This is a genomic window from Citrobacter sp. RHBSTW-01013 (assembly GCF_013781985.1).
Lineage (GTDB): Bacteria > Pseudomonadota > Gammaproteobacteria > Enterobacterales > Enterobacteriaceae > Citrobacter > Citrobacter braakii.
Window position 1 is genome coordinate 679,487 of record NZ_CP056185.1, and the last position, 26,517, is coordinate 706,003.

Here is a 26,517-nt window from a genome sequence, read left to right on the forward strand (position 1 = left end):
TCCCGGTGGAGAAAAATCGGAACCATTCATTGTAATGGTGAGTAAGTGTAATTGATGATGATTTTAGTAAAAGTTTTACTAAAATATAGCGGGTGAGGTGATTTACTTTAACTGGATCACGAAAATAATGGGGGCGCAGAAAATAATGCATGACAATGCGCGCCCGGCATCTGAAGAAACCGGGCGTGTTTACTGGGGATTTTAGCGGGTGGTGCCGCGCAGTTTCAGCTTGCTGGGAACAAAAACCAGCAGAGGAAGCGCACGCCCATCGCGGGCTTTCTCAAACAGCAGGTTGACGCCCTGACTGCCCATCATTTCTGAATGGATGCGAACGGTGGAAAGCGGAGGAAAGGTGAAGCGCGCTGTCGGGATATCATTAACGCTAATCAGCGAAATGTCCTGCGGAATGTTCAGGCCACGCTCGTGAATGGCGCGCAGAACGCCAATAGCAATCGAGTCTGAAGCCACAAACAGGGCACCGGGATAGTCGGCTTTCGCCAGCATTTTTTTGGCCAGTTCATACCCTGATGAACTGGAGAAACCGCCGCGATAGATGTCCTGTTCAGAAACGACCTGCTGCAGACGACCGTATTCGACAAACGCGGCTTCACGGATATCTGCCTTGCCGGGTTCGTCTTCACCGCCGATGAAGCCAATGCGAGTGACGCCCTGGGCGATGAAGTAGTCGATGCTCTCTTTACTGATGCGGGCCAGATCGATATCGACGGCGTCATATTCGCTGCCGGGTTCATGGAAATCGATAAAGCAGATGTTGTCGGTAAGCGCTGTTGCCGCATTACGCAAAGCCGGAGAAGGCTTGCCGACAATAAGAATGCCGGTAATGTTTCTGTTCTCCGGCAGCCCACTGTGCTCATAGCAGTTGGTCAGTTCGATCCCCAGCTTCTCACACTGGGTTTCTATTCCGTGACGGATAGCGAGATAGTAAGGATCGTTGATTTCCAAATCCTGCTGGTAGCTGTAGAGCGCCAGAATATGCTGGGGGCCGAGCGCGCAGGTCTGGTTTTTACGAGCACTGCTGGTTTTGTACTCCAGTTTTTCCGCGATCTCCAGAATGCGATGCTTGGTCTCTTCTTTTACATTCAGCGTGGGGTCATCGTTTAAAACCCGGGACACTGTCGCCAGGGACACGCCAGCTTCGATTGCGATGTCTTTAAGTGTTGCCATGTTTGCCTTTTCCCTGAGTTACCTGCGCATTGTAAATGAAGTGCTTATCTATTCATCTGTTTTCAGTAAAAAAAGTACGTTTAATTGATATGCCTGGGGTAAAACTGGGCTTTCAGAGTGTGATGACTACGTCATTTTCCCGCTTTTGAGAACCATGCCAAGAAAATATTTTGCTAGTATTTAGTAAAATTTTACCAAAGGAGAACACAATGGATACCGTCGCATTTGCTGATTTTGCCCGAATGGAAATACGTGTTGGAAAAATCGCACAGGTAAAGCGCCATGACAATGCTGATAAGCTGTATATCGTGCAGGTGGATGTGGGAGAGCGTACGCTGCAAACCGTGACCAGCCTGGTGCCTTATTACAGCGAAGAGGAATTGATGGGGAAAACGGTGGTGGTGCTGTGTAATCTGCAAAAGGCCAAAATGCGCGGGGAAACGTCAGAATGCATGTTGCTGTGCGCTGAGACGGAAGATGGCAGCGAAAGCGTGCTGCTGACGCCAGAACGCCTTATGCCTGCGGGTGTGCGGATTGTTTAAGTTGTGCTAATTGCCGGATGGCGGCTACGCTTTTCTCCGACCTACATTTGATCCCGTAAGCCTGAGATGCGCAGCGCCATCCGACCTGTATTACACCTGCTCCACGCTCACCCGTAATGCTGCCAGGGCTTTGCGCGTCGATCGCAATACCAGATCGCATTGCTCGATCGTTAACGTTAACGGCGGTTCGATACGGATCGTCTTTGCATTGTTTAGCGTGCCGGCAACCAGTACCCGCTGGCGGAACATCTCACTGGCAAAGTTGTAGCCGATTTCATTATCGACAAACTCAATTGCCATCAGCATGCCTTTACCGCGTACATCATGCACCAGGTCTGGGTACTCCCGCGCAAGCTGGCGGAAACCATCCAGCAACATATCGCCTTTCTGCTCCGCCTGAGCCGGTAAATTTTGCTCCAGCAGGACGTTTATGGTGGCTAACGCAGCCGCACAAGCGAGCGGGTTGCCGCCAAACGTGGTGGTATGCAAGAAGGGATTGTCGAACAGAACGGAAAACACCTCTTCAGTGGCAATAGTTGCGCCAATTGGCATCACGCCGCCGCCCAGCGCCTTGGCCAGACACATAATGTCGGGCTGCACATTTTCGTGCTCGCAGGCGAACATTTTGCCGGTACGACCCATGCCGGTCTGCACTTCATCAAGGATCATCAGCGCGCCAAACTCATCGCAAAGTTTACGCACGGCGGGCAAATACCCTTGCGGTGGCAGGATCACGCCCCCTTCACCCTGGATAGGTTCGAGGATCACGGCTGCGACGTCGTCACCGGTCTTTTTACACTCGCTGAGCATGGTGCGCATCGCGTTAATATCGCCAAACGGCACATGGCGGAAACCCGGCAGCAGCGGCATAAAGGGTTTGCGGAAGGTTGATTTAGCCGTGGCGGACAGTGCTCCCAGTGATTTGCCGTGGAATGCGCCACTGGTGGCAATGAACGTAAATTTACCGCGCGGCGATTGGTACGCTTTCGCCAGCTTCAGAGCGGCTTCAACCGACTCGGTCCCGCTGTTACAGAAAAAACTGTATTTCAGTTTACCTGGCGCCAGCGCGGCGAGGGTTTTTGCCAGCATGGCCCGCAGAGGGTCAAGTAACTCCTGGCTGTGCAGAGGTTGTTTCGCGAGTTGATTCTGTACGGCGGAAACCACGACTGGATTACGGTGCCCCACGTTGAAAATTCCAAATCCACCCAGGCAATCGACGAACTCCTGCCCCTGGGTGTCGACAAGCGTATTCAGGCTTCCCGCTTGCCACTCTACGGCTCCGTAATCCCCGCCTGCAGTTACAGATTTTCGATACTCTAAGAACCCCGGATTGACATGCTCCTTGAAGTATTCAATCACCTCTCGGTTTAAAGATTTCATTTCCTCATGATCAAGCGTGCGCTTTTCGATGAGATTCAGTGCGTGTGCGCTGCAGGCCAGGGCCGATGCGCTGGAAGGTAACCTGTTCAAAATATGCTCCCGGAGCTCGCGTATCACATGATACTGATTTAAGTATTGCAGTGATTGCGCCATTCCGGCGCGCTTAGCAAAAATCGGGATAAACACCAGGAAACATCTCATTCACGCAACATTTAATGCTGATGTTTAACATTTGCTGGCATTTTGCCCAGGTTAAGACCGCGAAAACAGATCGGAAAAGCACTTTTCTGCGCTAAAAGTGAGCAATGTTTGCACTGTGACGGTGCGTTGGTAGAAGTGCAGTTGAATAGTTACTGAATGAAAGTATTTTAAATCAATGGATTAGAATGCGTACAGATTTTGAGGTTTAATCGCAAATTGCGATCTAAATCAAATTTAACAACTAAAGATAAAAAAATTATCGCCGAAATAACATAAGCCGAAAGAGTTAACAACCAGATAACCTGCACAGGACGCAATCATGTCTTCTCATCCCTACGTTAGTCAGCAAAATACACCGCTGGATGATGATATCACCCTCATGTCGACCACCGATTTACAAAGCTATATCACCCACGCGAACGATACTTTTGTCCAGGTCAGTGGCTATCAACTGAATGAATTGCTTGATAAGCCGCACAATCTGGTTCGTCATCCGGATATGCCAAAAGCGGCGTTTGCGGATATGTGGTACACCCTGAAACAGGGCGAGCCATGGAGCGGGATTGTGAAAAACCGGCGTAAGAATGGCGATCACTACTGGGTAAGGGCCAATGCGGTGCCGATGGTACGGGAAGGTCGTGTCACCGGATATATGTCGATTCGTACCCGGGCCACTGACGAGGAGATTGCGGCGGTAGAGCCTTTATATAAAGCGCTGAATGAAGGGCGTTGCAACCGACGTATCCATAAAGGACTGGTGGTACGCAAAGGCTGGCTGGGTAAACTCCCGGCGCTGCCGATTCGCTGGCGAGTGCGCAGCGTAATGGCAATTATGTTTATCGTACTGGCGGCCGCATTGCAGCAAATGGGCGCCGAATGGCCGTTACTGCTGATAAGCGCGCTGGTGATGATGCTGGGAACGGCTATTTTCGAATGGCAGATTGTGCGTCCTATTGAGAATGTCGCTCGTCAGGCGCTAAAAGTGGCGACCGGTGAACGAAACAGCGTGTCGCATCTTAACCGCAGTGATGAACTGGGCCTGATGCTGCGAGCGGTTGGGCAACTGGGGCTAATGTGCCGTTGGCTCATCCATGATGTCTCCAGTCAGGTGAGCTGTGTGCGCAGCGACAGCGAAACGCTGGCGAAAGGCAGCGATGATTTAAACAAGCATACGCAGCAGACCGTTGAGAACGTGCAGGAAACGGTGACCACCATGAATCAGATGGCGGCATCGGTGAAGCAAAACTCAGAGACCGCCGCCGCGGCCGACAAGCTCTCCATTGCAGCCAGCAGCGCGGCGACGCACGGCGGCGAGGCGATGGATACCGTCATCAAAACTATGGACGATATCGCCAACAGCACCCAGCGGATCGGCACCATTACCACGCTGATTAACGATATTGCTTTCCAGACTAATATTCTGGCCCTGAACGCCGCTGTTGAAGCCGCACGGGCGGGTGAGCAGGGGAAAGGGTTCGCCGTGGTGGCGGGAGAAGTGCGTCATCTTGCCAGCCGCAGCGCCAGTGCAGCCAATGATATCCGCAAGCTGATTGATGCCAGCGCCGATAAGGTGCAGTCCGGATCTGACCAGGTTCACGCCGCAGGGCGCACGATGGAGGATATTGTGGCGCAGGTGCAAAACGTGACGCAGTTGATCGCCCAAATCAGTCACTCAACGCTGGAACAGTCAGATGGTCTTTCGAGCCTGACTCGCGCAGTGAATGAATTAAGCAACATTACGCAGAAAAACGCCGAACTGGTTGAAGAGAGCGCCCAGATTTCCGCGATGGTGAAACATCGCGCTGGTCGTCTGGAAGATGCGGTTACGGTGCTGCATTAATATTAACGATAAAGGCGGAACGCAGGGCAAACGCGTTCCGCCTGCTCTGTAGATTAATCCAGTTGAGTAATATCCAGCGCAGCGCGATCGATAATACCGATGATTTTTTTGATCTGCGCATCGCTGGTATCACCATGATTGACCCGCAGGTCCAGCACGGCTTTGAAGTTCTCCAGCGCGCGTTTCATCTGCGGGTTCTTGCGTAATTCAAAACCCACGCAGCGGGCTTTAATACGTTCGTGGATATGTTCCAGATGCTCACAGTTTTCATCCAGCCACTGCTGGCCCTGGGTTGTGATCGCAATCTGTTTACGCCCACCTTCCTCGTCGCTGATAGTGATCAGCTCTTGATCCTGCAAGAAATCCAGCGTCGGATAGACGACGCCCGGGCTCGGGGTATAGTTGCCCTGAGTCAGGGTTTCAATCGCTTTAATCAGCTCATAGCCGTGGCTGGCGTCGCGGGTCAGGATATCCAGAATGACCAGGCGTAATTCTCCGTGACCGAAGAAGCGCTGGCGACGACCGCCGCCGCGACCGTGGCGGTGTCCACAACCCTGTTCGTGGTGATGTTCTTTGTTGCAGCCTTCATGGCGATGTTCTTCACCTTTGCAGCAACCGGCATGGTGTTCGTTGTGGCGGCCTTCGTGGTGATGTCCTTCACCCTTGCAGCAGCCTTCGTGTTGGTGCTCTGTATGCTTGCAGCAACCTTCATGATGGTTTTGCATCATCGTCTCCTGATGTGTTTTAGATATATCTAATTTATATCTAAATATCATTTTTGCGCAAGGCTATAAAATATTTTTTATTTAACTTTATGATTTTTATCTGTTTTAAAGAGGTTGTTTTAGCCGGTTAATCAGAAGTCGACTATATCAAAAAAGTGCTTGCAATCTTTCTGATTAGCAATCATTATCATTTAAAAATTAATTTAGATATATCGTATTATCTTTCCGAAGGCGAAAAAATGACAAAAAACACCTCACGCTACCCGCAGCGCGTTCGCAATGAACTGCGTTTTCGGGAACTTACCGTCCTGCGCGTAGAACGTATTAGCGCGGGCTTTCAGCGCATTGTACTGGGCGGTGACGCTCTGGATGGTTTTAGCTCACACGGCTTTGACGACCATACCAAGGTCTTTTTCCCTGAACCGGGCAGCCACTTTGTGCCGCCGGTTGTCACCGATGAAGGTATTGTCTGGGCTGACGGCGTGCGTCCGATATCCCGTGATTACACGCCGTTGTATGACGAAGCACGCCATGAGCTGGCACTGGATTTCTATATTCATGACGGTGGCGTGGCAAGTACGTGGGCGATGAATGCCCGCGAGGGTGACAAGCTGACGGTAGGCGGACCGCGCGGTTCTTTGGTGGTGCCAGAGGACTATGCGTATCAGGTTTACGTGTGTGATGAATCGGGAATGCCTGCGCTGCGCCGACGCCTGGAGTCGCTCAGCCGTTTAGCGGTACGTCCGAACGTCACGGCGCTGGTAAGTGTGCAGGATGCCGCGTACCAGGACTATTTTGCCCATCTCGACGGATTTACTATTCAGTGGTTTATCGGCCATGACGAACAGGCGGTGAATGAACACTTATCGCAGCTAAGCGTACCTGCAGATGATTATTACATCTGGATTACCGGCGAAGGTAAGGTGGTCAAAAACCTGAGTGCTCGCTTTGAAACCGAGGCGTTCGATCAGCAACTTGTTCGCGCAGCGGCTTACTGGCATCAGCGTCGTTAATCAGTAATTAGATGGCGGCACGCCAAACGCCTGGCGGAATGCGTAGCTAAATGCCGCGGTGCTTGAATACCCTACGTCGAGTGCCACGGCGGTCACGCTTTTATTTTTCTTCAGCATTAATACGGATTCCAGAATACGCATTTTTTGCTTCCAGACGCTGAAAGGCAATCCGGTTTCTTTTTTGAAATGGCGTGAAAAGGTACGGGCAGACATACCCAGATGCTGCGCCCAGTATTCAACCGAATGCTCCAGCGCCGGGGATTCTTGTATTGTTCGGCAAACTTTGGTTAATTCGCGATCCTGCGGCCAGGGTAATACAAAAGCGACTTCCGGAAGCTGCAGAATAATGTCGACCAGGACGCTAACCAGCTTGCCCTCTTTTGACTGGCTATCATAATGGCCCGAAATTAAATTCGTGGCGTAATGAATAAACTCTCTGGCGAAATCACTGATAGCCACCACTTTACATTCATTGATGCTCTCTTCAAGAAAGCTCGGTTTAATATCCAGATTCTCTAAATGCACATCATCCAATGCCCAAACCGCATGCTCCGTATGATTTGGGATCCAGATGCCATAATGCGCCGGGATTATCCAGCACTTGCCGGCAACATCAATACGCATACTGCCTTTGCGGGCGAAATGAAACTGCATAAAAGAGTGTGAATGCTGTGGAACATGATGATTGGCTTCCAGGACATAAGAGCGAAAGTAAACATCCTGCGGCAGTTCCGTCATGGAGTTATCCGGGAAGGAGTTCCACTGTTTTTGCACGAGAGTTTCCATAAATAGATCGTCAATGCTCCCGATGGTGTGTCCGCTGCTCGATAGATCTTGTCCGCGGATCATAATACATACACTCTTTTTTCCATAATAATCTTGCGTAAGAATTTTTAGCCCACCTTTGGTAAATACCATGAACTCGCTTTGTTCAGATGCTGTCATCGTCAATGAAACAAATGATAACTGGACCCGAATGGGAAAAGAGCTGCTTTCGCAAGCAGATATCAGGATTAATGGCTCCCGTGCCTGGGACATTCAACTTCATCATGCCGGTTTCTTTAAACGGGTACTGCAACAAGGCTCGTTAGGGCTTGGCGAAAGCTATATGGAAGGCTGGTGGGACTGCGAGCGGCTCGATATTCTGTTCTGCAAAATCCTGAAAGCAAAACTTGACCAGCAGATGCCGGGTAACCTGAAAGATATTTTACGTATTGCCAGCGCACGCCTGTTTAATTTGCAGTCGCGGAGCCGCGCGTGGATTGTCGGCAAAGAACATTATGATATTGGTAACGATCTCTTTGCGCTGATGCTTGATCCGCATATGCAATATTCCTGCGCTTACTGGAAAGATGCGACCACATTAGACGATGCGCAAAATGCTAAATTAAAAATGATCTGTGAGAAGCTACAACTGAAACCGGGTATGCGTTTACTCGATATTGGTTGTGGCTGGGGTGGGCTGGCGGAATATGCGGCGCGTCATTATGGCGTGGCGGTGGAAGGCGTCACCATTTCCAAAGAGCAGCAAAAAATGGCGCAGCAGCGCTGTGAAGGACTGGACGTTAAGATTCTGCTGCAGGATTATCGCGACCTCGATAAACACTACGATCGCATTGTCTCCGTGGGGATGTTTGAACATGTCGGGCCAAAAAACTACGACACCTATTTCAGCATCGCCGACCGTTGTTTAAAACCGGACGGACTGTTCCTGCTACACACCATTGGTAGCAATAAAAAAGGGATGAGCGTCGATCCGTGGATCAATAAATACATTTTCCCGAACGGCTGCTTACCGGCGATCTCCCATATTGCCGAAGCCAGCGAATCACGGTTTGTGATGGAAGACTGGCATAACTTTGGCAGCGATTACGATAAAACGCTGATGGCGTGGCACGAGCGCTTTAATCAAGCGTGGCCGGAGCTGTCATCACGTTATTCCGCCACCTTCAGAAGAATGTTTAACTACTATTTATGCGCCTGCGCCGGGGCTTTCCGCGCCAGAGATATTGAACTTTGGCAGGTGCTGTTTAGTCGCGGCGTAGAGGGCGGGATCCGCGTTTATCGTTAACGTTCTGCCTGATAAGCGAAGCGCCATCAGGCAGTAAATACCTGAGAAGCGCTCCTTGTTACATCTTAGCCCAGCTCACTCTCCGCTAGCGCTTTAAACACCATCGCTACGGCGTGCGCGCCGGGGTCCATGTTTCCGAGCAGGCTTTCGCTGCTCAGATACGATGCGCGACCCGCATTGGCTTTGCTCGACAAACAGGTTCGTTCGGCTCCCGCTTGCGCGGCGTCGAATGCGGCCTGCAGATTTTTCGGCTGTGTGAGCAGCGAAGTCAGGGCCGGTTGCAGCGCATCAATCATCGTGCGATCGCCTTCGTCTGCGCCGCCGTAGAACTTCATCTGCGCCAGCCCCGTATTTAGCGCTTCGACAACGTTAGCGCCCTGTTCCAGTTTCTGCCCGGCGGCGGTAAAGAAGATTGACATCAGCACACCGCTGGAACCGCCCATCACCACGGTCAGACGTTCGCCAATCAGCGCGAACAGCGTGGCAAGGTTATCCAGCGGCAGCTGCTGGCGATGCAGCAGGCTGGCAATTTCACGCGCGCCGGCGGCAAAGGTCGAACCGGTATCGCCATCGCCGACTTTGGCGTCCAGCGCATTCAGATGAGTCTCCAGATCGGAAAGGGTTGCGGTGACCAGCTCCACAACCCCGGCTACCAGGGCGTTTGCCGAAGGCTGGAATTCCACGCGGGCGCTACGCTGAGATGACGCTATGCAGCTGATTTCACGCGGTGGGACCGGCGTCGGCCAGTTGCTGGTTTCCACTTCGGTGAGCAGTGCTTTTTCGATGCTCTCTTCCAGCACGATGGCCGTCAGTGAGAAGCCTTTCATATCCAGCGCAGTGACCAGCGAGGCCGGGCCAATTAGCCAGTCGATACGCGAGTGCAGCGGGCTGCTGGCGAGTTCGCGGGTGATGATGGCCATTTCGGCCACGGAAACGCCGCCAAGATTATTAATCATCACCGCCAGACGACCGGTTTCAGGCAGGGAGGCCAGCAGTTTATCCACCATCAGGTTCACCACTTGCGCACTGTTTTGGGTGTCGATAACCGATGCGCCTGGTTCGCCGTGAATGCCCATACCCAGCTCCGCATGACCCGGATGATGACGAGGGGCTGCGTCGGTTTCTTGCGGCAGATGACAGCTGGAAAGAGCTACGCCTAGGCTAAAGGTGTTGCTGGCTGCGTACTGCGCTTCACGCAGGACGGTGGCGAGGTTATAGCCGCGTTCGGCAAAATAGCCTGCGATTTTATGCACCAGGATAGTTCCCGCAATGCCACGTGGGTGTTTGTTATCCGGCAGGGAGATGTCGTCGCCGACAATCAGCATTTCAACGTTATAGCCAAGGCGACGCGCCTTCTCGGCGGCGAGACCGAAATTAAGACGGTCACCGGTGTAGTTTTTCACAATCAACAAACAGCCAGCCTCACCGGTCACCGCCTGAATGGCGGTCAGTACTGCATCCACGCTCGGGGAGGCGAAAACATCGCCGCAGACCGCAGCGGTTAGCATGCCTTTACCGATAAACCCAACGTGCGCGGGTTCGTGTCCCGAACCGCCGCCGGAAATGACCGCTACGTTATTTTTATTAAGGTCACGACGGACCACGATGCGAATGGCCGGATCGCTTTCCAGACGCGCCAGGTTATTCCATGGGCTGGCGATAATCGCCCCGTCGATGACGTCGCTCACAAGATGGGTGCGTTGGTTAAAAAAGAATTGAGACATAACGGCTCCTCGAGGTTGAGTGAAAGACAAACCCCCGAATGTAGGATCATGGTGCGGAGGCAATGAAGAGATTCTGGCGAAGTCAGCGTGGAAAAAAACAACGCTAAAATGAGTTTCATTACGGAACGTTGATGCTGTTTTTTGTTCCGAAATGAAACTTAAAAAAGCGGGGAATGATCATAATGCGAGCTCGCTCGACTTTTTTCTCCTGCGATCAGCGCCGCTCATACGGCGCAGCCAGCCTTTTTTTTGCCGGTTTTAATACAACTGCATGAGTAAAAGAGGAACTGAGCTTCGTGTTTGCCGGAGATTTGGGGGTAAATGTACGGATCGGGATCGCAAACCTTATCATTTTTGTGGATAAGCGTTCCAAAATGGAACGTGCGTCGTTTTTATCTGTTTCATATCAGAACAAAATGACGAAAGATTTTTTTGTTCACGCCTCGCCATACAGTTATTGCATCGCTCCGGTACCTCCTGTTTTTGCCGACAGCAACAGGCCAAACAGGTTAACGCCAGGGCTCACCATGTAAAAACATGTACTTATTTGAGGATGAAAGGAATGCTAAAAGTTATTCAATCTCCAGCCAAATATCTCCAGGGCCCTGACGCTTCCACCTTATTTGGTCAATATGCTAAAAATCTGGCGGACAGCTTTTTCGTGATTGCGGATGACTTCGTGATGAAGCTGGCGGGAGAGAAGGTACTCAATGGCCTGCACAGCCACGACATTAGCTGCCACGCGGAACGCTTCAACGGTGAATGCAGCCATATTGAAATTAATCGCCTGATTGCCATTCTGAAACAGCATGGTTGCCGCGGCGTGGTTGGGATTGGCGGCGGGAAAACGTTGGATACCGCCAAAGCGATTGGTTACTACCAGAAGCTACCGGTGGTGGTGATCCCGACTATCGCCTCTACCGATGCGCCAACCAGCGCGCTGTCCGTTATCTATACCGAAGCCGGTGAGTTTGAAGAGTATCTGATCTACCCGAAAAACCCGGATATGGTGGTGATGGACACCGCAATCATTGCCAAAGCGCCGGTACGCCTGCTGGTGGCCGGGATGGGCGATGCGCTCTCAACCTGGTTTGAAGCGAAAGCCTGTTATGACGCCAGAGCGACCAGCATGGCGGGCGGACAGTCCACCGTAGCGGCGCTGAGCCTGGCGCGCCTGTGCTATGATACCCTGCTGGCGGAAGGCGAAAAGGCACGCTTTGCCGCGCAGGCTGGCGTGGTGACTGATGCGCTGGAGCGTATTGTCGAAGCGAACACTTACCTCAGCGGCATCGGCTTTGAAAGCAGCGGTCTTGCAGGGGCGCATGCTATCCACAACGGTTTTACGATTCTGGAAGAGTGCCACCATTTGTACCACGGTGAAAAAGTCGCCTTTGGTACGCTGGCGCAGCTGGTGCTGCAAAACAGCCCGATGGAAGAGATCGAAACCGTGCTGAATTTCTGTCAGAAAGTAGGCCTGCCGGTAACGTTAGCGGAAATGGGCGTGAAAGACGACATTGACGGCAAGATCATGGCCGTGGCCAAAGCGACCTGCGCAGAAGGTGAAACCATCCACAATATGCCGTTCCCGGTGACGCCTGAGAGCGTACATGCCGCGATTCTGACGGCAGACCTGCTGGGACAGCAGTGGCTGGCGCGTTAATCAGTCGTCGGTAAGTTTTTATCCGGCATCTTCTCCCCCCTCTGACAGTCTCTGCCGGAGGGGTTGTCTATGGTAAAACAGCGGAAAGGGATATGACGACGCACACTCAGGACATTGGGAAGGAAGTCTCTTCGGTCATTGCCCAGTCATGGCATCGTTGCAGCAAGTTTATGCAGCGGGAAACCTGGCAGGCGCCGCATCAGGCGCAGGGCCTGACCTTTGAGTCGATCTGTCGTCGCAAAACGGCGCTGCTGACGATTGCTCAGGCCGCGCTGGAAGATGCCTGGGAGTTTATGGACGGCCGTCCGTGCGCGTTGCTAATTCTGGATGAATCGGCCTGTATTCTCAGCCGTTGCGGCGATCCGCAGACGGTGGAGCAACTGGCGGAGCTCGGTTTTCGCGACGGCAGTTACTGTGCGGAAAGCATTATTGGCAGCTGCGCATTGTCGCTGGCGACGATGCCGGGGCAGCCGACAAAAACCTCTGGCGATCAGCACTTTAAACAGGCGTTGCATCCGTGGTCGTTCTGCTCTACGCCGGTATTCGATAACCATGGTCGACTGTTTGGCTCCATCTCGCTGTGCTGTCTGGTAGAGCATGAGTGCGTTTCTGATTTATCCCTGACGCTGGCGATTGCCAGAGAAGTCGGCAACTCATTGCTGACTGACAGCCTGCTGGCTGAATCCAACCGCCATCTGAACCAGATGTACGGGCTGCTGGAGAGTATGGATGATGGCGTGATGGCCTGGAACGAACAGGGCGTATTGCAGTTCCTCAATGCGCGCGCGGCGCTGCTTTTGCATCTCGACGCGCAGGCCAGCCAGGGGAAGAATATTAATGACCTGCTCAATCTCCCCATGCTGCTGCGTCGGGCGATCAAACATGCCCGCGGCCTGAATCATGTCGAAGTCACCTTTGAAAGCCAGCACCAGTTTGTTGATGCCGTCATCACCCTGAAACCGATTGTTGAAGAGCAGGGCAACAGCTTTATCCTGCTGCTGCATCCGGTGGAGCAAATGCGTCAGCTGATGACCAGCCAGCTCGGCAAGGTGAGCCACACCTTTGAGCAGATGTCGACAGACGATCCAGAAACCCGACGTTTGATCCACTTTGGTCGTCAGGCGGCGAGGGGAAGTTTCCCGATCCTGCTGTGCGGGGAAGAGGGCGTCGGTAAAGAGCTATTGAGTCAGGCCATTCACAATGAAAGCGAACGCGCCAGCGGGCCGTATATCGCCGTGAACTGCCAGCTGTATGCCAACAGCGTACTGGGGCAGGATTTTATGGGCAGTGCGCCTACTGATGATGAAAACGGTCGGCTAAGCCGTCTTGAACTGGCGAACGGCGGCACGCTGTTTCTGGAAAAAATTGAATATCTGGCGCCGGAGTTACAATCCGCGCTGCTGCAGGTGATCAAGCAGGGCGTTTTAACCCGCCTGGATGCCCGGCGGCTGATTCCTGTGGATGTCAAAGTGATCGCCACCACTACGGTTGATCTCGCGAATCTGGTGGAGCAAAACCGCTTTAGCCGTCAGTTGTATTACGCGCTGCACTCTTTTGAGATCGTAATCCCGCCGCTGCGGGCGCGGCGTAACAGTATTCCATCGCTGATTTATACGCGGTTGAATAGCCTGAAAAAACGCTTTTCATCCAGCCTGAAGATCGACGACGACGCATTGGCACAACTGGTGGCCTATTCGTGGCCGGGTAATGATTTTGAGCTGAACAGCATTATTGAAAACATCGCCATCAGCAGCGATAACGGCCATATTCGGCTGAGCAATCTGCCGGATTATCTGTTTGCCGAACGTCCTGGTCTGGAGACGGCATCTTCACTGCTGCCCGCCAGCCTGACCTTTACCGCCATCGAGAAAGAGGCGATTATCCATGCCGCCCGCGTGACCAGTGGGCGTGTTCAGGAGATGTCGCAACTGCTGAATATTGGTCGCACCACCTTGTGGCGTAAGATGAAGCAGTACGACATTGATGCCAGCCAGTTTAAGCGTAAACATCTGGAGTAGTTTCTTCGATTCTGGCCATCGAGAACAGCGCATCCGACAGTCGATTGATATAACGCCTGGCCTCATCGCGTAACGTCAGCGTTCTGCCCATCGCGATGAGGATCCGCTCCAGCCGACGCGTCAGGGTTCGCGCAACGTGCAGTTGTGCCGATGCCTGATTTTTCCCCGGAATAACAAACTCTTTGAGCGGGCCGCTTTGCGCCATATTGCGGTCAATAAGCTGCTCCAGCGCCTGAATATCCTCTTCGCCAATACGCTGTTTTAAGCGTGTGAGTCCTTTCTGATCGCTGGCGAGTTCCGCCCCCAGTACGAACAGCATCTTCTGCATAGCGTGCAGTTCCTGGCGTAGCTCGGCCTGGCGCGTGCTGGCATAGCAGACGCCAAGCTGGGAAATCAGTTCATCCACCGTGCCGTAGGCCTCAACGCGGATGTCGTCTTTATCGATACGGCTGCCGCCAAACAGCGCGGTCGTGCCGTTATCACCGGTTCGGGTATAGATGCGGTACATTTATTTTATCTCGCTGAAGGGAAGAACTTTAACCAGTTGACCGGCATTGGCGCCGAGCGTGCGGATCTGTGCTGTCCCGGCGCGGGTATGTCCGCAGACCAGCGCCCGATCCTCGGGCAACTGGGCATGGGTTAAGGCAATATCACCGGTGGCGTTGAGACCGAGACCCACGCGCAGCGCCGAACTTTTGGCCGCCAGTTTGCCGAGCGCCAGCGCGCAGTCATGATCGTCGCAACAGATTGCCCGGCAGGGAACGCCTTGCTCTTCCAGCCCCCAGCACAACTCGTCAAGCACGCGAGTACCCTGCCAGCGTGAGTGATAAAACAGGTGTACGCCCGGTGATGAAAGTAACATTGCGCCCCCTGCGTTATCAGAATGCCTGACGGAAGATCTCGGCAATTTCTTTCTCGTTCCCTTTGCGCGGGTTGGAGAAGGCGTTACCGTCCTTCAGTGCCATTTCCGCCATATACGGGAAATCGGCTTCTTTGACGCCCAGATCGCGCAGATGCTGCGGAATACCGATGTCGGCGGAGAGGCGGGCAATAGCGTGAATGGCCAGCTCGGCGGCATCCATGGTGGAGAGTCCGTCAGTGTTTTCGCCCATAAACTCTGCGATGTCGGCAAATTTTTCCGGGTTAGCGATCAGGTTATAACGCGCCACGTGCGGCAACAGTACGGCATTCGCCACGCCGTGCGGCATGTCGTAAAGACCGCCAAGCTGATGCGCCATCGCGTGAACGTAGCCGAGGTTGGCGTTGTTAAAGGCCATACCCGCCAGCAGGGAGGCGTAGGCCATGTTCTCGCGAGCTTTCAGGTTGCTGCCCAGCGCCACGGCCTGACGCAAGTTACGGGAGATCAGGCGGATCGCCTGGATAGCGGCAGCGTCGGTGACCGGGTTGGCATCTTTGGAAATGTAGGCTTCCACTGCGTGGGTCAGGGCGTCCATCCCGGTGGCCGCAGTCAGTGGGGCTGGCTTGCCGAGCATCAGCAGCGGATCGTTAATGGAGACCGACGGCAGGTTGCGCCAGCTGACAATCACAAACTTCACTTTGGTTTTGGTATTGGTCAGCACGCAGTGGCGGGTGACTTCGCTGGCGGTACCGGCGGTGGTATTCACCGCAACGATCGGCGGCAGCGGGTTGGTCAGGGTTTCAATCCCGGCATAGCTGTAGAGATCCCCTTCGTGAGTCGCGGCGATACCGATGCCTTTACCGCAGTCATGCGGGCTACCGCCGCCAACGGTAACGATGATGTCGCAATGCTCTTTCCGAAAGACCTCCAGGCCGTCGCGCACGTTGGTGTCTTTGGGGTTTGGCTCAACGCCGTCAAAAACCACGACGTCAATACCGGCTTCACGCAGATGTGTGAGGGTTTTATCTACCGCGCCGTCTTTAATCGCCCGCAGACCTTTATCAGTGACCAGCAGCGCTTTTTTACCGCCCAACAGTTTGCAGCGTTCGCCGACCACGGAAATAGCATTGGGGCCAAAGAAGTTCACATTTGGCACCAGGTAATCAAACATACGATAGCTCATAATATACCTTCTTAGATTTAAATTATAATTCAGAGAAACAATTCAATGCGGTTTCTGCTAATAATCTGTCTTGTTCGACGGTACCGCCACTTACACCAACGGCACCGATTGCTTTGCCGTTTAATATGACAGGTAAACCGCCGCCAAAAATAACAATTCGTTGTTGATTGGTGAGCTGCAAGCCATATAGAGAGGCACCTGGTTGTACCGCATCGGTAATTTCATGGGTACCCTGTCGCAGGCAGCAGGCGGTATAAGCTTTATTAAGAGAGATATCACAGCTGGTGACAAACGCGTCGTCCATACGTTGTATTAGCAGCGTGTTCCCGCCGTGATCCACCACGGAAAAAACCACCGGAACGTTGATTTCAAGCGCTTTAGCCTCGACGGCCTGCGCCATTTTCTTTGCAGCCGCCAGCGTAATGGTGGCGATTTGTTGGCTCTTATTCACAGTCTCTCCTGAAAAGGTTGTAGGGCTGAGGTCACGAAAATATCGCGCAACAGCTATTTTTATCATTGGCTTTATCTTATTTTCTCGCCCCGCGTTATTAAGTCAATAGGGTGGGGATTTCAAAAATATTACGTTCAGTTTCCTGTTGTGGCGTTTGTTGATAATGATCATTTAACCTCGTCACAATTCGCGGTGAATATTCCTGCGCCGCGTTTCAATATGAAACGATGGTTTTTTATTACGTGCCAAATTGGAACGAAATTAATTTTATTTTTTTATTGTCCTGCTCATTTAGAGTTCGGCTATTGCTGATGAAAGGCGAATGCCGGGTGTTGTGTCCCCGGCAATACGGCCCGGCGTCCCTATTTTTTATCTTTTGAGTCCATAAACTATGAGAAGATCAAAACGATTCGAAGTGCTTGCCCAGCGGCCTGTAAATCAGGATGGGCTAATTGGCGAATGGCCTGAAGAGGGGCTGATCGCAATGGAAAGCCCTTACGATCCGGCTTCGTCGGTGAAGGTGGAAAATGGTCGTATTGTTGAGCTGGACGGCAAGAGCCGCGCCGAGTTCGACATGATTGACCGGTTCATTGCCGATTACGCGATTAACGTGCCCGAGGCCGAGCGCGCCATGCAGCTCGACGCGCTGGAGATCGCCAGAATGCTGGTGGATATCCACGTCAGTCGGGAAGAGATCATTGCCATTACGACTGCCATCACCCCGGCGAAAGCGGTGGAGGTGATGGCGCAAATGAACGTGGTGGAGATGATGATGGCGCTGCAAAAAATGCGCGCCAGACGCACCCCCTCCAATCAGTGCCACGTGACCAACCTGAAAGATAACCCGGTACAGATTGCTGCCGACGCTGCTGAAGCGGGGATCCGTGGCTTTTCCGAACAGGAAACAACGGTCGGGATCGCCCGCTATGCGCCGTTTAACGCCCTGGCGCTGCTGGTGGGGTCCCAATGCGGTCGCCCCGGCGTGCTGACGCAATGCTCCGTTGAAGAGGCCACGGAGCTGGAACTGGGAATGCGCGGGCTAACCAGCTACGCCGAAACGGTGTCGGTATATGGCACGGAGTCGGTGTTTACCGATGGCGATGATACGCCGTGGTCAAAAGCGTTTCTTGCCTCGGCGTATGCTTCTCGTGGTCTGAAGATGCGCTACACCTCCGGCACCGGCTCGGAAGCGCTGATGGGCTATTCCGAAAGTAAATCGATGCTTTATCTGGAGTCGCGTTGCATTTTTATCACCAAAGGCGCGGGCGTACAGGGGTTACAAAACGGCGCGGTCAGCTGTATCGGCATGACCGGCGCTGTGCCGTCGGGGATTCGCGCGGTGCTGGCGGAAAACCTGATTGCCTCGATGCTCGACCTTGAAGTGGCCTCCGCCAATGACCAGACCTTTTCCCACTCCGATATTCGTCGTACTGCTCGCACCCTGATGCAGATGCTGCCGGGCACCGACTTTATCTTCTCCGGCTATAGCGCGGTACCGAACTACGACAACATGTTTGCCGGGTCGAACTTCGACGCTGAAGACTTCGATGATTACAACATTCTGCAACGCGATCTGATGGTTGATGGGGGCCTGCGTCCGGTCACGGAAGAGGAGACAATCGCCATCCGCAATAAGGCCGCGCGCGCCATTCAGGCGGTGTTCCGCGAACTGGGCCTGCCGCTGATTAGCGATGAAGAGGTGGAAGCCGCCACTTACGCTCACGGCAGCAAAGATATGCCCGCGCGCAATGTGGTGGAAGATTTGGCTGCCGTGGAAGAGATGATGAAACGCAATATCACCGGGCTGGATATCGTCGGCGCGTTGAGTTCCAGCGGTTTCGAAGACATCGCCAGCAATATCCTCAACATGCTGAGGCAGCGTGTTACTGGTGATTACCTGCAAACGTCGGCCATTCTGGATCGTCAGTTCGACGTCGTCAGCGCCGTTAATGACATCAACGACTATCAGGGACCCGGCACCGGCTATCGCATCTCTGCCGAACGTTGGGCGGAAATTAAAAATATTGCGGGCGTGGTTCAGCCCGGCTCGATCGAATAAGGCGGTACACAGTGGAATGCACAACTGAACGTAAGCCGGTTTTCACCTTGCAGGTGAGCGAAGGCGAGGCGGCTAAAGCGGACGAACGCGTGGATGAAGTCGTGATAGGCGTCGGCCCGGCCTTTGATAAGTATCAGCACAAAACATTGATTGATATGCCGCACAAAGCGATTTTGAAAGAACTGGTTGCCGGCATTGAAGAAGAGGGCCTGCATGCTCGGGTGGTGAGGATTCTGCGCACCTCGGATGTTTCATTTATGGCATGGGATGCGGCAAATCTCAGCGGTTCTGGCATCGGGATTGGTATCCAGTCGAAAGGAACCACGGTGATTCATCAGCGCGATCTGCTGCCTCTGAGCAACCTTGAGCTGTTCTCTCAGGCTCCGCTGCTGACGCTGGAAACCTATCGCCAGATTGGTAAAAACGCCGCGCGCTATGCACGTAAAGAGTCGCCTTCGCCAGTGCCAGTGGTTAATGACCAGATGGTACGCCCCAAATTTATGGCCAAGGCCGCGCTGTTTCATATCAAAGAAACCAAACACGTGGTGCAGGATGCTGCGCCTGTCACGCTGCATATTGCACTCGTAAGGGAATGACCATGAACGACAACATCATGACCGCGCAGGATTATCCATTAGCGACCCGCTGCCCGGAGAAAATCCAGACTCCTACCGGCAAACCGCTAACCGAGATTACCCTTGAGAATGTGCTGGCGGGCCGTGTAGGTCCGCAGGATGTGCGTATTTCTCAGCAAACGCTGGAGTACCAGGCGCAGATTGCCGAACAGATGCAGCGTCACGCCGTGGCGCGTAATTTCCGTCGTGCGGCGGAGCTTATAGCAATCCCGGATGCCCGTATTCTTGAAATTTACAACGCGCTGCGGCCGTTTCGTTCTTCGTTCGCCGAGCTTCAGGCCATTGCCGATGAACTGGAACATACCTGGCATGCCACGGTGAACGCCGGGTTTGTCCGCGAGTCGGCAGAGGTGTATCAGCAGAGAAACAAGCTGCGTAAAGGCAGCCAGTGACGGAGGTTGTATGCCGTTAATTGCAGGGATTGATATCGGCAACGCCACCACCGAAGTGGCGTTGGCGCAGCATGGCCGGTTTATCTCCAGCGGGATTGTCGCTACGACCGGTATGAAAGGTACACGGGACAATATTGCCGGGGTGGTGGCCTCCCTGCAGCAGGCGCTGAATAACACCCCGTGGTCGCTTCAGGACGTGGCGAAAATCTGCATCAACGAGGCTGCACCGGTGATTGGCGATGTGGCGATGGAAACCATCACTGAAACCATCATTACCGAATCAACAATGATTGGGCATAACCCGCAAACGCCCGGCGGCGTTGGCGTGGGAATGGGAACCACTATCGCCGTGGAGAAGCTGGCGGCGTTGAGCGAAGAGCGGTTTGCCCAGGGCTGGATCCCACTGGTCGGTGAGGAGAGGGATTTCCTCGAGGCGGTTTGGTTTATCAATGAGGCGCTGGATCGCGGGGTCAACGTGGTGGCGGCGATCCTGAAAAAAGATGATGGCGTGCTGGTGAACAATCGCCTGCGTCGAACAATGCCAGTGGTAGATGAAGTCACCCTGCTGGAGAAGGTGCCGGAAGGTGTGCTGGCGGCGGTGGAAGTGGCGGCCCCAGGACAGGTGGTGCGAGTGCTGTCGAATCCTTACGGCATCGCGACCTTTTTTACCCTGACGCCCGAGGAAACGCAAACTATCGTCCCCATCGCCAGGGCGCTAATTGGCAACCGTTCCGCCGTGGTGCTGAAAACCCCGCAGGGTGATGTGCGCTCAAGGGTGATCCCGGCGGGTAAGATCTTTATCCGCGGCGAAAAGCGTGGCGGTGAAGCCGACGTAGCGCAAGGCGCACAGGCCATTATGCAGGCGATGAGCACCTGTGCGTCCGTGTGCGATATTCGTGGTGAAGCAGGTACGCATGCAGGCGGCATGCTGGAGCGGGTGCGTAAAGTGATGGCCTCGCTGACCGGTCACGACATGCACGCGGTGTATATTCAGGATCTGTTGGCGGTGGATACGTTTATTCCGCGCAAGGTGCAGGGCGGTATTGCCGGGGAGTGTTCAATGGAGAACGCCGTTGGCATTGCGGCGATGGTGAAATCCGATCGCTTACAGATGCAGGCCATCGCCAGTGAGCTGAGCGCCCGTTTAAACATCCCGGTTGAAGTCGGCGGAGTGGAGGCCAACATGGCTGTCGCCGGTGCGTTAACAACGCCCGGATGTGCTGCACCGCTGGCGATCCTCGATTTAGGCGCAGGCTCCACCGATGCCGCCATTATCAATAGCGATGGCGTTGTGAAAGCGGTCCATCTGGCTGGCGCGGGGAATATGGTCAGCCTGTTGATTCAAACCGAGCTGGGCTTAAGCGATCCGTTTCTGGCGGAGGAAATTAAAAAATACCCGCTGGCAAAAGTGGAGAGCCTGTTCAGCATTCGCCACGAAAACGGCGCGGTGGAGTTTTTTCGCGAACCGCTCAGTCCGTCAGTGTTTGCCAAAGTCGTTTATCTGAAAAACGGCGAGCTGATCCCAGTAGATAACCAGACCTCGCTGGAAAAAATTCGGTTGGTGCGCCGACAGGCCAAAGAGAAAGTTTTTGTGACCAACTGCCTGCGCGCTTTACGCCAGGTGTCACCCGGCGGCTCTATTCGCGATATGACTTTTGTGGTGCTGGTGGGCGGCTCCTCGCTGGATTTCGAAATCCCGCAGATGATCACCGACGCGCTGGCGCATTACGGCGTGGTTGCCGGACAGGGCAACATCCGTGGTACCGAAGGGCCGCGTAATGCGGTAGCGACCGGGCTGGTTTTGGCCGGGATAGCGAATTAATCGTGCAGAAAACAGCCGCCGCAAGCGTTTAGCTGCGGGGTAAATCAAATAAAGGTGATGTTCTCTTTGATATCCCGGCGGAGTTGGGTACATAGTATAAATGTGTCTCTCACGTGGTTAATTTTAAGGATAAGAGCATGCCAACAGCAATTGAGAAAGCATTGGATTTTATTGGTGGTATGAACACTTCGGCGTCAGTACCCCATTCAATGGATGAAAGTACCGCTAAGGGAATCTTAAAGTATTTGCATGACTTAGGTGTGCCAGCAAGTCCGGAAGCTGTGATGGCACGGGGTGAGCAGGAGGGATGGAATCCAGAGTTCACGAAAAAAGTGGCCGGATGGGCAGAAAAAGTGGCCTCCGGTAACCGCATCCTTATCAAGAACCCAGAGTATTTTTCAACTTATATGCAGGAGCAGCTCAAAGAGCTAGTTTGAGCTGACTATCGAATCAAACTCTAACGGACGTTTCCATCTCTGGATGGCGACGTCCAGAAGGGGACAGTGACCAGCTTGTTGCTGGACAGAGGCATCCCGTAATATATCTTCAGGCCCCGCCTGCCGTATTCTTCCCGGCTCTCATTTCACATTTTGGCGCGAACAGATATTGATTTGTTCCAGCAGGAATCCTTTTGGCTCGCGCCAACATCTACGGAAGAACCCCAAAAAAAAGGACCTGCGATTTCTCGCAAGTCCTTGAATCTTGGTGGCCCCTGCTGGACTTGAACCAGCGACCAAGCGATTATGAGTCATAAAATTGGTATGTTTTTAATTGTTCGTCATTGTCTCTATTTGTATTTTTAATTATCTATAATCAATCAGTTATGAAGTTATTTTTGTTTCTGATTGGTTCTCTCATTTCCCCATTGTACTATCCTTACCTGACCCATTACCTGACCCAAAATGGGCATTGGGTCAGGTAACGCTTATCCTCAGAAAGGTAACCTCATGGCCGCTAATCTTACCGAGACTGCTATACGTGGATTGAAGACAAAAAGTACGTCGTACTACGTGTGGAGCAACAGTGCTCAACGTGGCACCGGCAGGCTTGGCGTTAAGGTTCAGCCTTCAGGCAGCAAAGTTTTTTATTTCCGTTATTACGTTGAGAAAGGGAAGAAAGAGAAGTTCATCCAGTTGGGCATCTGGCCTGAGATGAAGCTGGTGACGGCCAATGAGTTGGCGAAAAAGTATGGAGCCTGGCTTGTTGAAGGAAAAGAGCCCCAACAAGAGCTTGAGCAACAACGCCTGGCCGAAGAGCACCTTATGCAGATCCATCGCTCTCAAGGATCGTTTGATGAGCTGGTGCATGGCTACGTTAACAAGATGAAGCTCGACAATAAGCGGACCTGGGCTGATGTCCTGAAGCGTCTTGAAAAAGAGTGCTACACGGTTATCCCTCGAGAAACCAAAGCGAAAGATGTAACACCTCTGCAGATCAAAACCATCCTCTCAGGCATTATCCAGCGTGATGCGGTGGTGCATGCTAACCGGATTCGCTCGTATCTGATGGCAGCATTTAACTACGGCTTAAAAGCCGATAACGATCCGATGAATACCAGTGTGGGTATTACGTTCGGTCTTGAAGTAAATCCGGTATCGGCCATACCGAAACAGTCTTCGGCGGAAAAAGTGGGTGATACATGGTTAACGCTGGAAGAGCTACGTTTTGTCATGGAGCAGTTCGCTCAGGCAACTAACGTTGGGCCACTGATGCAGCACCTAATCCGCTTCTGTGTTTATGCTGGCGGGCAGCGTCCGTTTGAAATGATTGCCAGCCAGTGGAGCGCGATTGACTGGCAGCAAAAGACGCTCCTGGTAATTGCCGATGTATCGAAAAACAAACGGGAGCACCTGATCCCGCTGACTGAATCGGCATTAAGTGAATTAGCCTCAGTGAAAGAACTGACTAAGGAAAGTAACAGCCCCTATATCTTCCCGCTCTCGACCAACGGCGAACGACCGGTGCGTACCGATAGTCTGGCGCGTTCCATTATGTATTTTCGGGCCTTTAATCCCGAGTTTAAAGTTTTTACAGCACGAGATTTACGCCGCACTTGTAAAACGCTGATGGGGGAGGCGGGGATCAGCAAAGAGATCCGCGATCGTATCCAGAATCACGCTCTGAATGACGTCAGCTCGAAACACTATGACCGTTATGATTACTTGCCTGAAAAGCGCAGGGCGCTTGAGATTTGGGAAGATAGGGTCAACAACTATCAGCGACAGCAGGAAAACAACGTTGTGAACTTGTTTGGACGGAGGTAAGAGCTTGGCAAAATATGAGCTTAATTCAGCAGAAGAGCGGTATCAGCCGGGCTCTGGAGACCTGGTGCTGGCTAATAAGTTAGGGATCACTGATGAAGAGGAAATGGAGGCTCTGGAATCTGGCCTGTTGCTGATGCTTTATGAACTGCTATTTATCGAAGGTCAGCCGCCAACGGCGCTGGCTTTTGACCATATCAGTGGCTGGCATCGTCAATGGCTGGGGAACGTGTACGACTGGGCGGGGAGATTGCGTAATGCCAATTTAACTAAGGACGGTTTCCAGTTTGCTGCTGCCGACAGGATTCCGCTTCTTCTTGATGGTTTCGAGAAGCAATTTCTTTCTCGGTCTGGTGAACTGAAATCCCTAGCTCGCCCGGAGCTGGTTAGTTATCTGGCTGAATGCCACGTGGAGTTTATTTTGATCCACCCATTCAGAGAAGGTAACGGGCGTCTGTCGCGGCTACTTTGCGATGCACTGTCGGTTATGGCGGGGAAGGGCTTACTGGATTACAGCCTGTGGGATGAGCACAAGGCGTTTTACTTCAAGGCAATACAGGCAGGTGTATCAGGGAACTACAGCCCTATGAAGCAACTTGTGAGCGACATCTTGCCAGATTAACGGGCGAGGCCAACGGCTTTCGCCTGTGCCTGGTTTTTTTTGAGTTGCTGCTCAATTTTTTGCACAGAAGCACCCGTTTCGATCGCGGTTGAGCTGGCAACGGCGCGGTAGATTTGAGTCTTGGTGATCTGACTATATGCTGTTTTTTTTGTCATGGTGAAAGCCTCGTTTTGTTGCTCTGATTCTAGTGTGGATAGGGACTGCCCGCAAGGCTGGTATCAAGTGAGATAGCACGGTAAATGCCTGCATCGTTCACAGAGTAGCGCTGTACATAACTCGATTTGAGATGATGAAAAAACTGACTTGTCATTAAATAGCTTTTAAACTCATTGCGTTACCTTGATACAATCCGTTGTAATTGATAGGGTCAATTCATTGGTGGCGATAAATGACAAGTAACTCTGATTTTTTTGATGCTTCTGATCTGTTTAATATATCTGAACAATTCGATATCCCTGATATTTTTTGTCGTGCTGGCGAGTTCTCGAAAAAATTTAATGTGAGCCTGGAAGATATTATATCTATATGGCTGGATGATAAAATAAGTCTTTATGTTAATCTTCGTTCAGAATACTGCCGAATAATTCGTTATGCGAATAAAAAAGAACATCGTTATGATACATTTGATATCAGAGCTGGAGGGGACTTTTATCAACATGAGAGCAGCTCTCAGTTTACAGTAAGAACATTTATACCTTGTGACCAGTCTGAAATAAATGAGTATCCAGTTTTTAGCGGTAGTTCATTTTTTAAATATGCCTATGATGGGTATGCCTGCGGCTTTTGGAAAATCAAACCTACCAAAATGACCCACTTGGTAAGAGATAATTATAACCTTAGGAATGCGAATGATGTTTGGGGGAGTATTCCTAGTGAGGTTATAGTGTATGGACGTGATGACAATGATCATCTAATTTTTAATAAGGATGATTTAATTTCTCACTCTGACTTGCAGATTGATAGCGCCAGCTATAAAAAACTTCTTAAATTAACTGCACCTCAAAGCAATGAGTTTGTTGCAATGGAGAGAAGTTACATTCAAAATGTTATTGTCATTCTTCTAATTAATAAATATTGTAAATCAAATAATGACAAGCTTTTGTTTTTAACCGCAGCGGATATATTGAATTTTTACAGGGAAAAACATTGCAAAGAAATTAAAAAAATAAGCCGCTCAAGCATCTCTCGATGGTTTAATGAGTTTACAAATGATGATGGTACTTTATCTGTTAAAATGAAAAATGGACGGTGGTCTTCTGAAAAAGACGAAGTTATATATCTGGTTGCTAAGGAGCACTGTTGGGATGAAAATCCTGATGTGATTCTGGAATTGCTAGTCAGCTCATTGTTAGATGAAGTTGAAAAATTAAATTTCCCTGGGGAAATTACTGGGTCACAATTAAAACACTATCTAAAAGATATCAAGTTACTTTCTGCTCAATAAGGTGCTCAATAAGGTGTTCATTGCGTGATAATGAAGTGAGCACCTATCTTCTTTATATTTTTATCTGAATCGTACAAACTGCTTCCACCAAAACAAAGGAGGCAATATGAATACAAAATCTATCATTCCAACCCCTGAACAACGACTGCAAATTCTGCATGTCTACGGTGAGAAAGGTGACCGTCTGGTGCGTGAAAAAGAGCGACAGTATATCACTTCGATTTCTCGCTCGACAGCCTGGAAGCTCGAAAAGGCTGGGAGGTTTCCTCAACGCAAATCACTTGGAGCTAAGTCGTGCGGGTGGTTGCTTAGCGATCTACTCTACTGGATTAATGAACGCTAAGAACCATGGTTTTTTTAGTATTTTTCATCTAATGGTTGGGAATGCATCTTGCTATTTCCACTATTAATAGCGGAATAGCAACTCAAC

Annotated in this window: 25 protein-coding genes; 15 read left to right on the top strand and 10 right to left on the bottom strand. The window is 51.9% G+C overall.

The features are described from left to right. Positions 1–201 precede the first annotated feature (201 nt). Positions 202–1,185 carry a transcriptional regulator EbgR gene (gene ebgR, locus HV350_RS03385; RefSeq protein ID WP_181629786.1) on the bottom strand — a complete coding sequence of 328 codons (984 nt, stop codon included), beginning with the start codon at positions 1,183–1,185 and terminating at the stop codon, positions 202–204. 209 nt (positions 1,186–1,394) lie between these two features. Here ebgR and HV350_RS03390 point away from each other — a divergent pair, with 209 nt between their 5' ends. Next, positions 1,395–1,727 carry a tRNA-binding protein gene (locus HV350_RS03390; protein WP_131380152.1) on the top strand — a complete coding sequence of 111 codons (333 nt, stop codon included), beginning with the start codon at positions 1,395–1,397 and terminating at the stop codon, positions 1,725–1,727. 90 nt (positions 1,728–1,817) lie between these two features. Here the strand turns inward: HV350_RS03390 and ygjG are convergent, their stop codons facing one another. Then, positions 1,818–3,197: a putrescine aminotransferase gene (gene ygjG / locus HV350_RS03395; protein WP_049259762.1), complete on the bottom strand. Its 1,380-nt coding sequence runs from the start codon at positions 3,195–3,197 to the stop codon at positions 1,818–1,820. Positions 3,198–3,627: 430 nt separating this feature from the next. Here ygjG and HV350_RS03400 point away from each other — a divergent pair, with 430 nt between their 5' ends. Further along, a complete protein-coding gene (locus HV350_RS03400) occupies positions 3,628–5,148 on the top strand; it encodes a PAS domain-containing methyl-accepting chemotaxis protein (RefSeq protein WP_181629788.1) in 1,521 nt (506 codons plus the stop codon). Between the two features lie 53 nt (positions 5,149–5,201). Here HV350_RS03400 and HV350_RS03405 read toward each other — a convergent pair whose 3' ends face one another. Next, a complete protein-coding gene (locus HV350_RS03405) occupies positions 5,202–5,876 on the bottom strand; it encodes a helix-turn-helix transcriptional regulator (protein ID WP_181629790.1) in 675 nt (224 codons plus the stop codon). Between the two features lie 236 nt (positions 5,877–6,112). Between HV350_RS03405 and HV350_RS03410 the strand changes: the two genes are divergently transcribed. After that, positions 6,113–6,886, top strand: a complete 774-nt coding sequence (locus HV350_RS03410) for a siderophore-interacting protein (RefSeq protein ID WP_049040510.1) — start codon at positions 6,113–6,115, stop codon at positions 6,884–6,886. On the opposite strand, the gene HV350_RS03415 is transcribed toward HV350_RS03410, so the two are convergent. Beyond that, a complete protein-coding gene (locus HV350_RS03415; RefSeq protein WP_016154589.1) occupies positions 6,887–7,735 on the bottom strand; it encodes a helix-turn-helix transcriptional regulator in 849 nt (282 codons plus the stop codon). Positions 7,736–7,802: 67 nt separating this feature from the next. Between HV350_RS03415 and cfa the strand changes: the two genes are divergently transcribed. Beyond that, positions 7,803–8,957 (top strand): cyclopropane fatty acyl phospholipid synthase, encoded by a 1,155-nt coding sequence (gene cfa, locus HV350_RS03420; RefSeq protein ID WP_019077741.1) that lies wholly within the window; start codon positions 7,803–7,805, stop codon positions 8,955–8,957. 65 nt (positions 8,958–9,022) lie between these two features. Here cfa and HV350_RS03425 read toward each other — a convergent pair whose 3' ends face one another. Continuing rightward, the gene (locus tag HV350_RS03425) at positions 9,023–10,681 is read right to left on the bottom strand and encodes a glycerone kinase (RefSeq protein ID WP_181629792.1); all 1,659 of its coding nucleotides are present in this window, start codon (positions 10,679–10,681) and stop codon (positions 9,023–9,025) included. Positions 10,682–11,243: 562 nt separating this feature from the next. On the opposite strand from HV350_RS03425, the gene HV350_RS03430 reads away from it, so the two are divergent. Together HV350_RS03430 and dhaR are read left to right on the top strand one after the other, a co-directional pair. Beyond that, positions 11,244–12,341, top strand: coding sequence for a glycerol dehydrogenase (locus HV350_RS03430; RefSeq protein WP_016154586.1), 1,098 nt, complete (start codon positions 11,244–11,246; stop codon positions 12,339–12,341). 92 nt (positions 12,342–12,433) lie between these two features. Further along, complete coding sequence (gene dhaR, locus HV350_RS03435; protein ID WP_016154585.1) at positions 12,434–14,359, top strand: dihydroxyacetone kinase operon transcriptional regulator DhaR; 1,926 nt, start codon at positions 12,434–12,436, stop codon at positions 14,357–14,359. Here dhaR and HV350_RS03440 read toward each other — a convergent pair. From HV350_RS03440 to HV350_RS03455, 4 genes are read right to left on the bottom strand one after another with little or no spacing between them, the layout of a single operon-like run. Then, positions 14,337–14,867: a cob(I)yrinic acid a,c-diamide adenosyltransferase gene (locus HV350_RS03440; RefSeq protein WP_181629794.1), complete on the bottom strand. Its 531-nt coding sequence runs from the start codon at positions 14,865–14,867 to the stop codon at positions 14,337–14,339. The genes dhaR and HV350_RS03440 overlap by 23 nt on opposite strands. Beyond that, complete coding sequence (locus HV350_RS03445; RefSeq protein ID WP_016157512.1) at positions 14,868–15,221, bottom strand: glycerol dehydratase reactivase beta/small subunit family protein; 354 nt, start codon at positions 15,219–15,221, stop codon at positions 14,868–14,870. It lies immediately after the preceding gene. A 16-nt stretch (positions 15,222–15,237) separates the two neighbouring features. Continuing rightward, the gene (gene dhaT, locus HV350_RS03450; protein ID WP_053389288.1) at positions 15,238–16,401 is read right to left on the bottom strand and encodes a 1,3-propanediol dehydrogenase; all 1,164 of its coding nucleotides are present in this window, start codon (positions 16,399–16,401) and stop codon (positions 15,238–15,240) included. Positions 16,402–16,423: 22 nt separating this feature from the next. Beyond that, positions 16,424–16,852: a heme-binding protein gene (locus HV350_RS03455; protein ID WP_181630627.1), complete on the bottom strand. Its 429-nt coding sequence runs from the start codon at positions 16,850–16,852 to the stop codon at positions 16,424–16,426. Positions 16,853–17,243: 391 nt separating this feature from the next. Here HV350_RS03455 and HV350_RS03460 point away from each other — a divergent pair, with 391 nt between their 5' ends. The 7 genes from HV350_RS03460 (at position 17,244) to HV350_RS03490 (ending at position 24,643) form a co-directional block, all read left to right on the top strand. Then, on the top strand, positions 17,244–18,911 hold the full coding sequence (locus HV350_RS03460) for a propanediol/glycerol family dehydratase large subunit (protein WP_016154580.1): 1,668 nt from the start codon (positions 17,244–17,246) through the stop codon (positions 18,909–18,911). Positions 18,912–18,922: 11 nt separating this feature from the next. Then, positions 18,923–19,507 (top strand): propanediol/glycerol family dehydratase medium subunit, encoded by a 585-nt coding sequence (locus HV350_RS03465; protein WP_016154579.1) that lies wholly within the window; start codon positions 18,923–18,925, stop codon positions 19,505–19,507. Positions 19,508–19,509: 2 nt separating this feature from the next. After that, positions 19,510–19,938, top strand: coding sequence for a diol dehydratase small subunit (locus HV350_RS03470; RefSeq protein ID WP_016154578.1), 429 nt, complete (start codon positions 19,510–19,512; stop codon positions 19,936–19,938). A 10-nt stretch (positions 19,939–19,948) separates the two neighbouring features. Next, positions 19,949–21,760 (top strand): diol dehydratase reactivase subunit alpha, encoded by a 1,812-nt coding sequence (locus HV350_RS03475; protein WP_181629796.1) that lies wholly within the window; start codon positions 19,949–19,951, stop codon positions 21,758–21,760. A 113-nt stretch (positions 21,761–21,873) separates the two neighbouring features. Then, on the top strand, positions 21,874–22,197 hold the full coding sequence (locus HV350_RS03480) for a DUF1889 family protein (RefSeq protein ID WP_071524484.1): 324 nt from the start codon (positions 21,874–21,876) through the stop codon (positions 22,195–22,197). Positions 22,198–22,707: 510 nt separating this feature from the next. Next, entirely contained in the window at positions 22,708–24,024 is a 1,317-nt protein-coding gene (locus HV350_RS03485; protein WP_106105420.1) for a site-specific integrase, read from the top strand. A gap of 4 nt (positions 24,025–24,028) precedes the next feature. Beyond that, positions 24,029–24,643, top strand: coding sequence for a Fic family protein (locus HV350_RS03490; protein WP_181544015.1), 615 nt, complete (start codon positions 24,029–24,031; stop codon positions 24,641–24,643). Here HV350_RS03490 and HV350_RS03495 read toward each other — a convergent pair. After that, positions 24,640–24,798, bottom strand: coding sequence for a hypothetical protein (locus HV350_RS03495; RefSeq protein ID WP_106105421.1), 159 nt, complete (start codon positions 24,796–24,798; stop codon positions 24,640–24,642). The two genes, HV350_RS03490 and HV350_RS03495, sit on opposite strands and share 4 nt — an antisense overlap. Positions 24,799–25,031: 233 nt before the next feature. On the opposite strand from HV350_RS03495, the gene HV350_RS03500 reads away from it, so the two are divergent. Together HV350_RS03500 and HV350_RS03505 are read left to right on the top strand one after the other, a co-directional pair. Then, entirely contained in the window at positions 25,032–26,087 is a 1,056-nt protein-coding gene (locus HV350_RS03500) for a hypothetical protein (RefSeq protein ID WP_106105422.1), read from the top strand. Between the two features lie 106 nt (positions 26,088–26,193). Next, a complete protein-coding gene (locus tag HV350_RS03505) occupies positions 26,194–26,430 on the top strand; it encodes an AlpA family phage regulatory protein (protein ID WP_106105423.1) in 237 nt (78 codons plus the stop codon). The last annotated feature ends 87 nt before the right edge of the window (positions 26,431–26,517 follow it).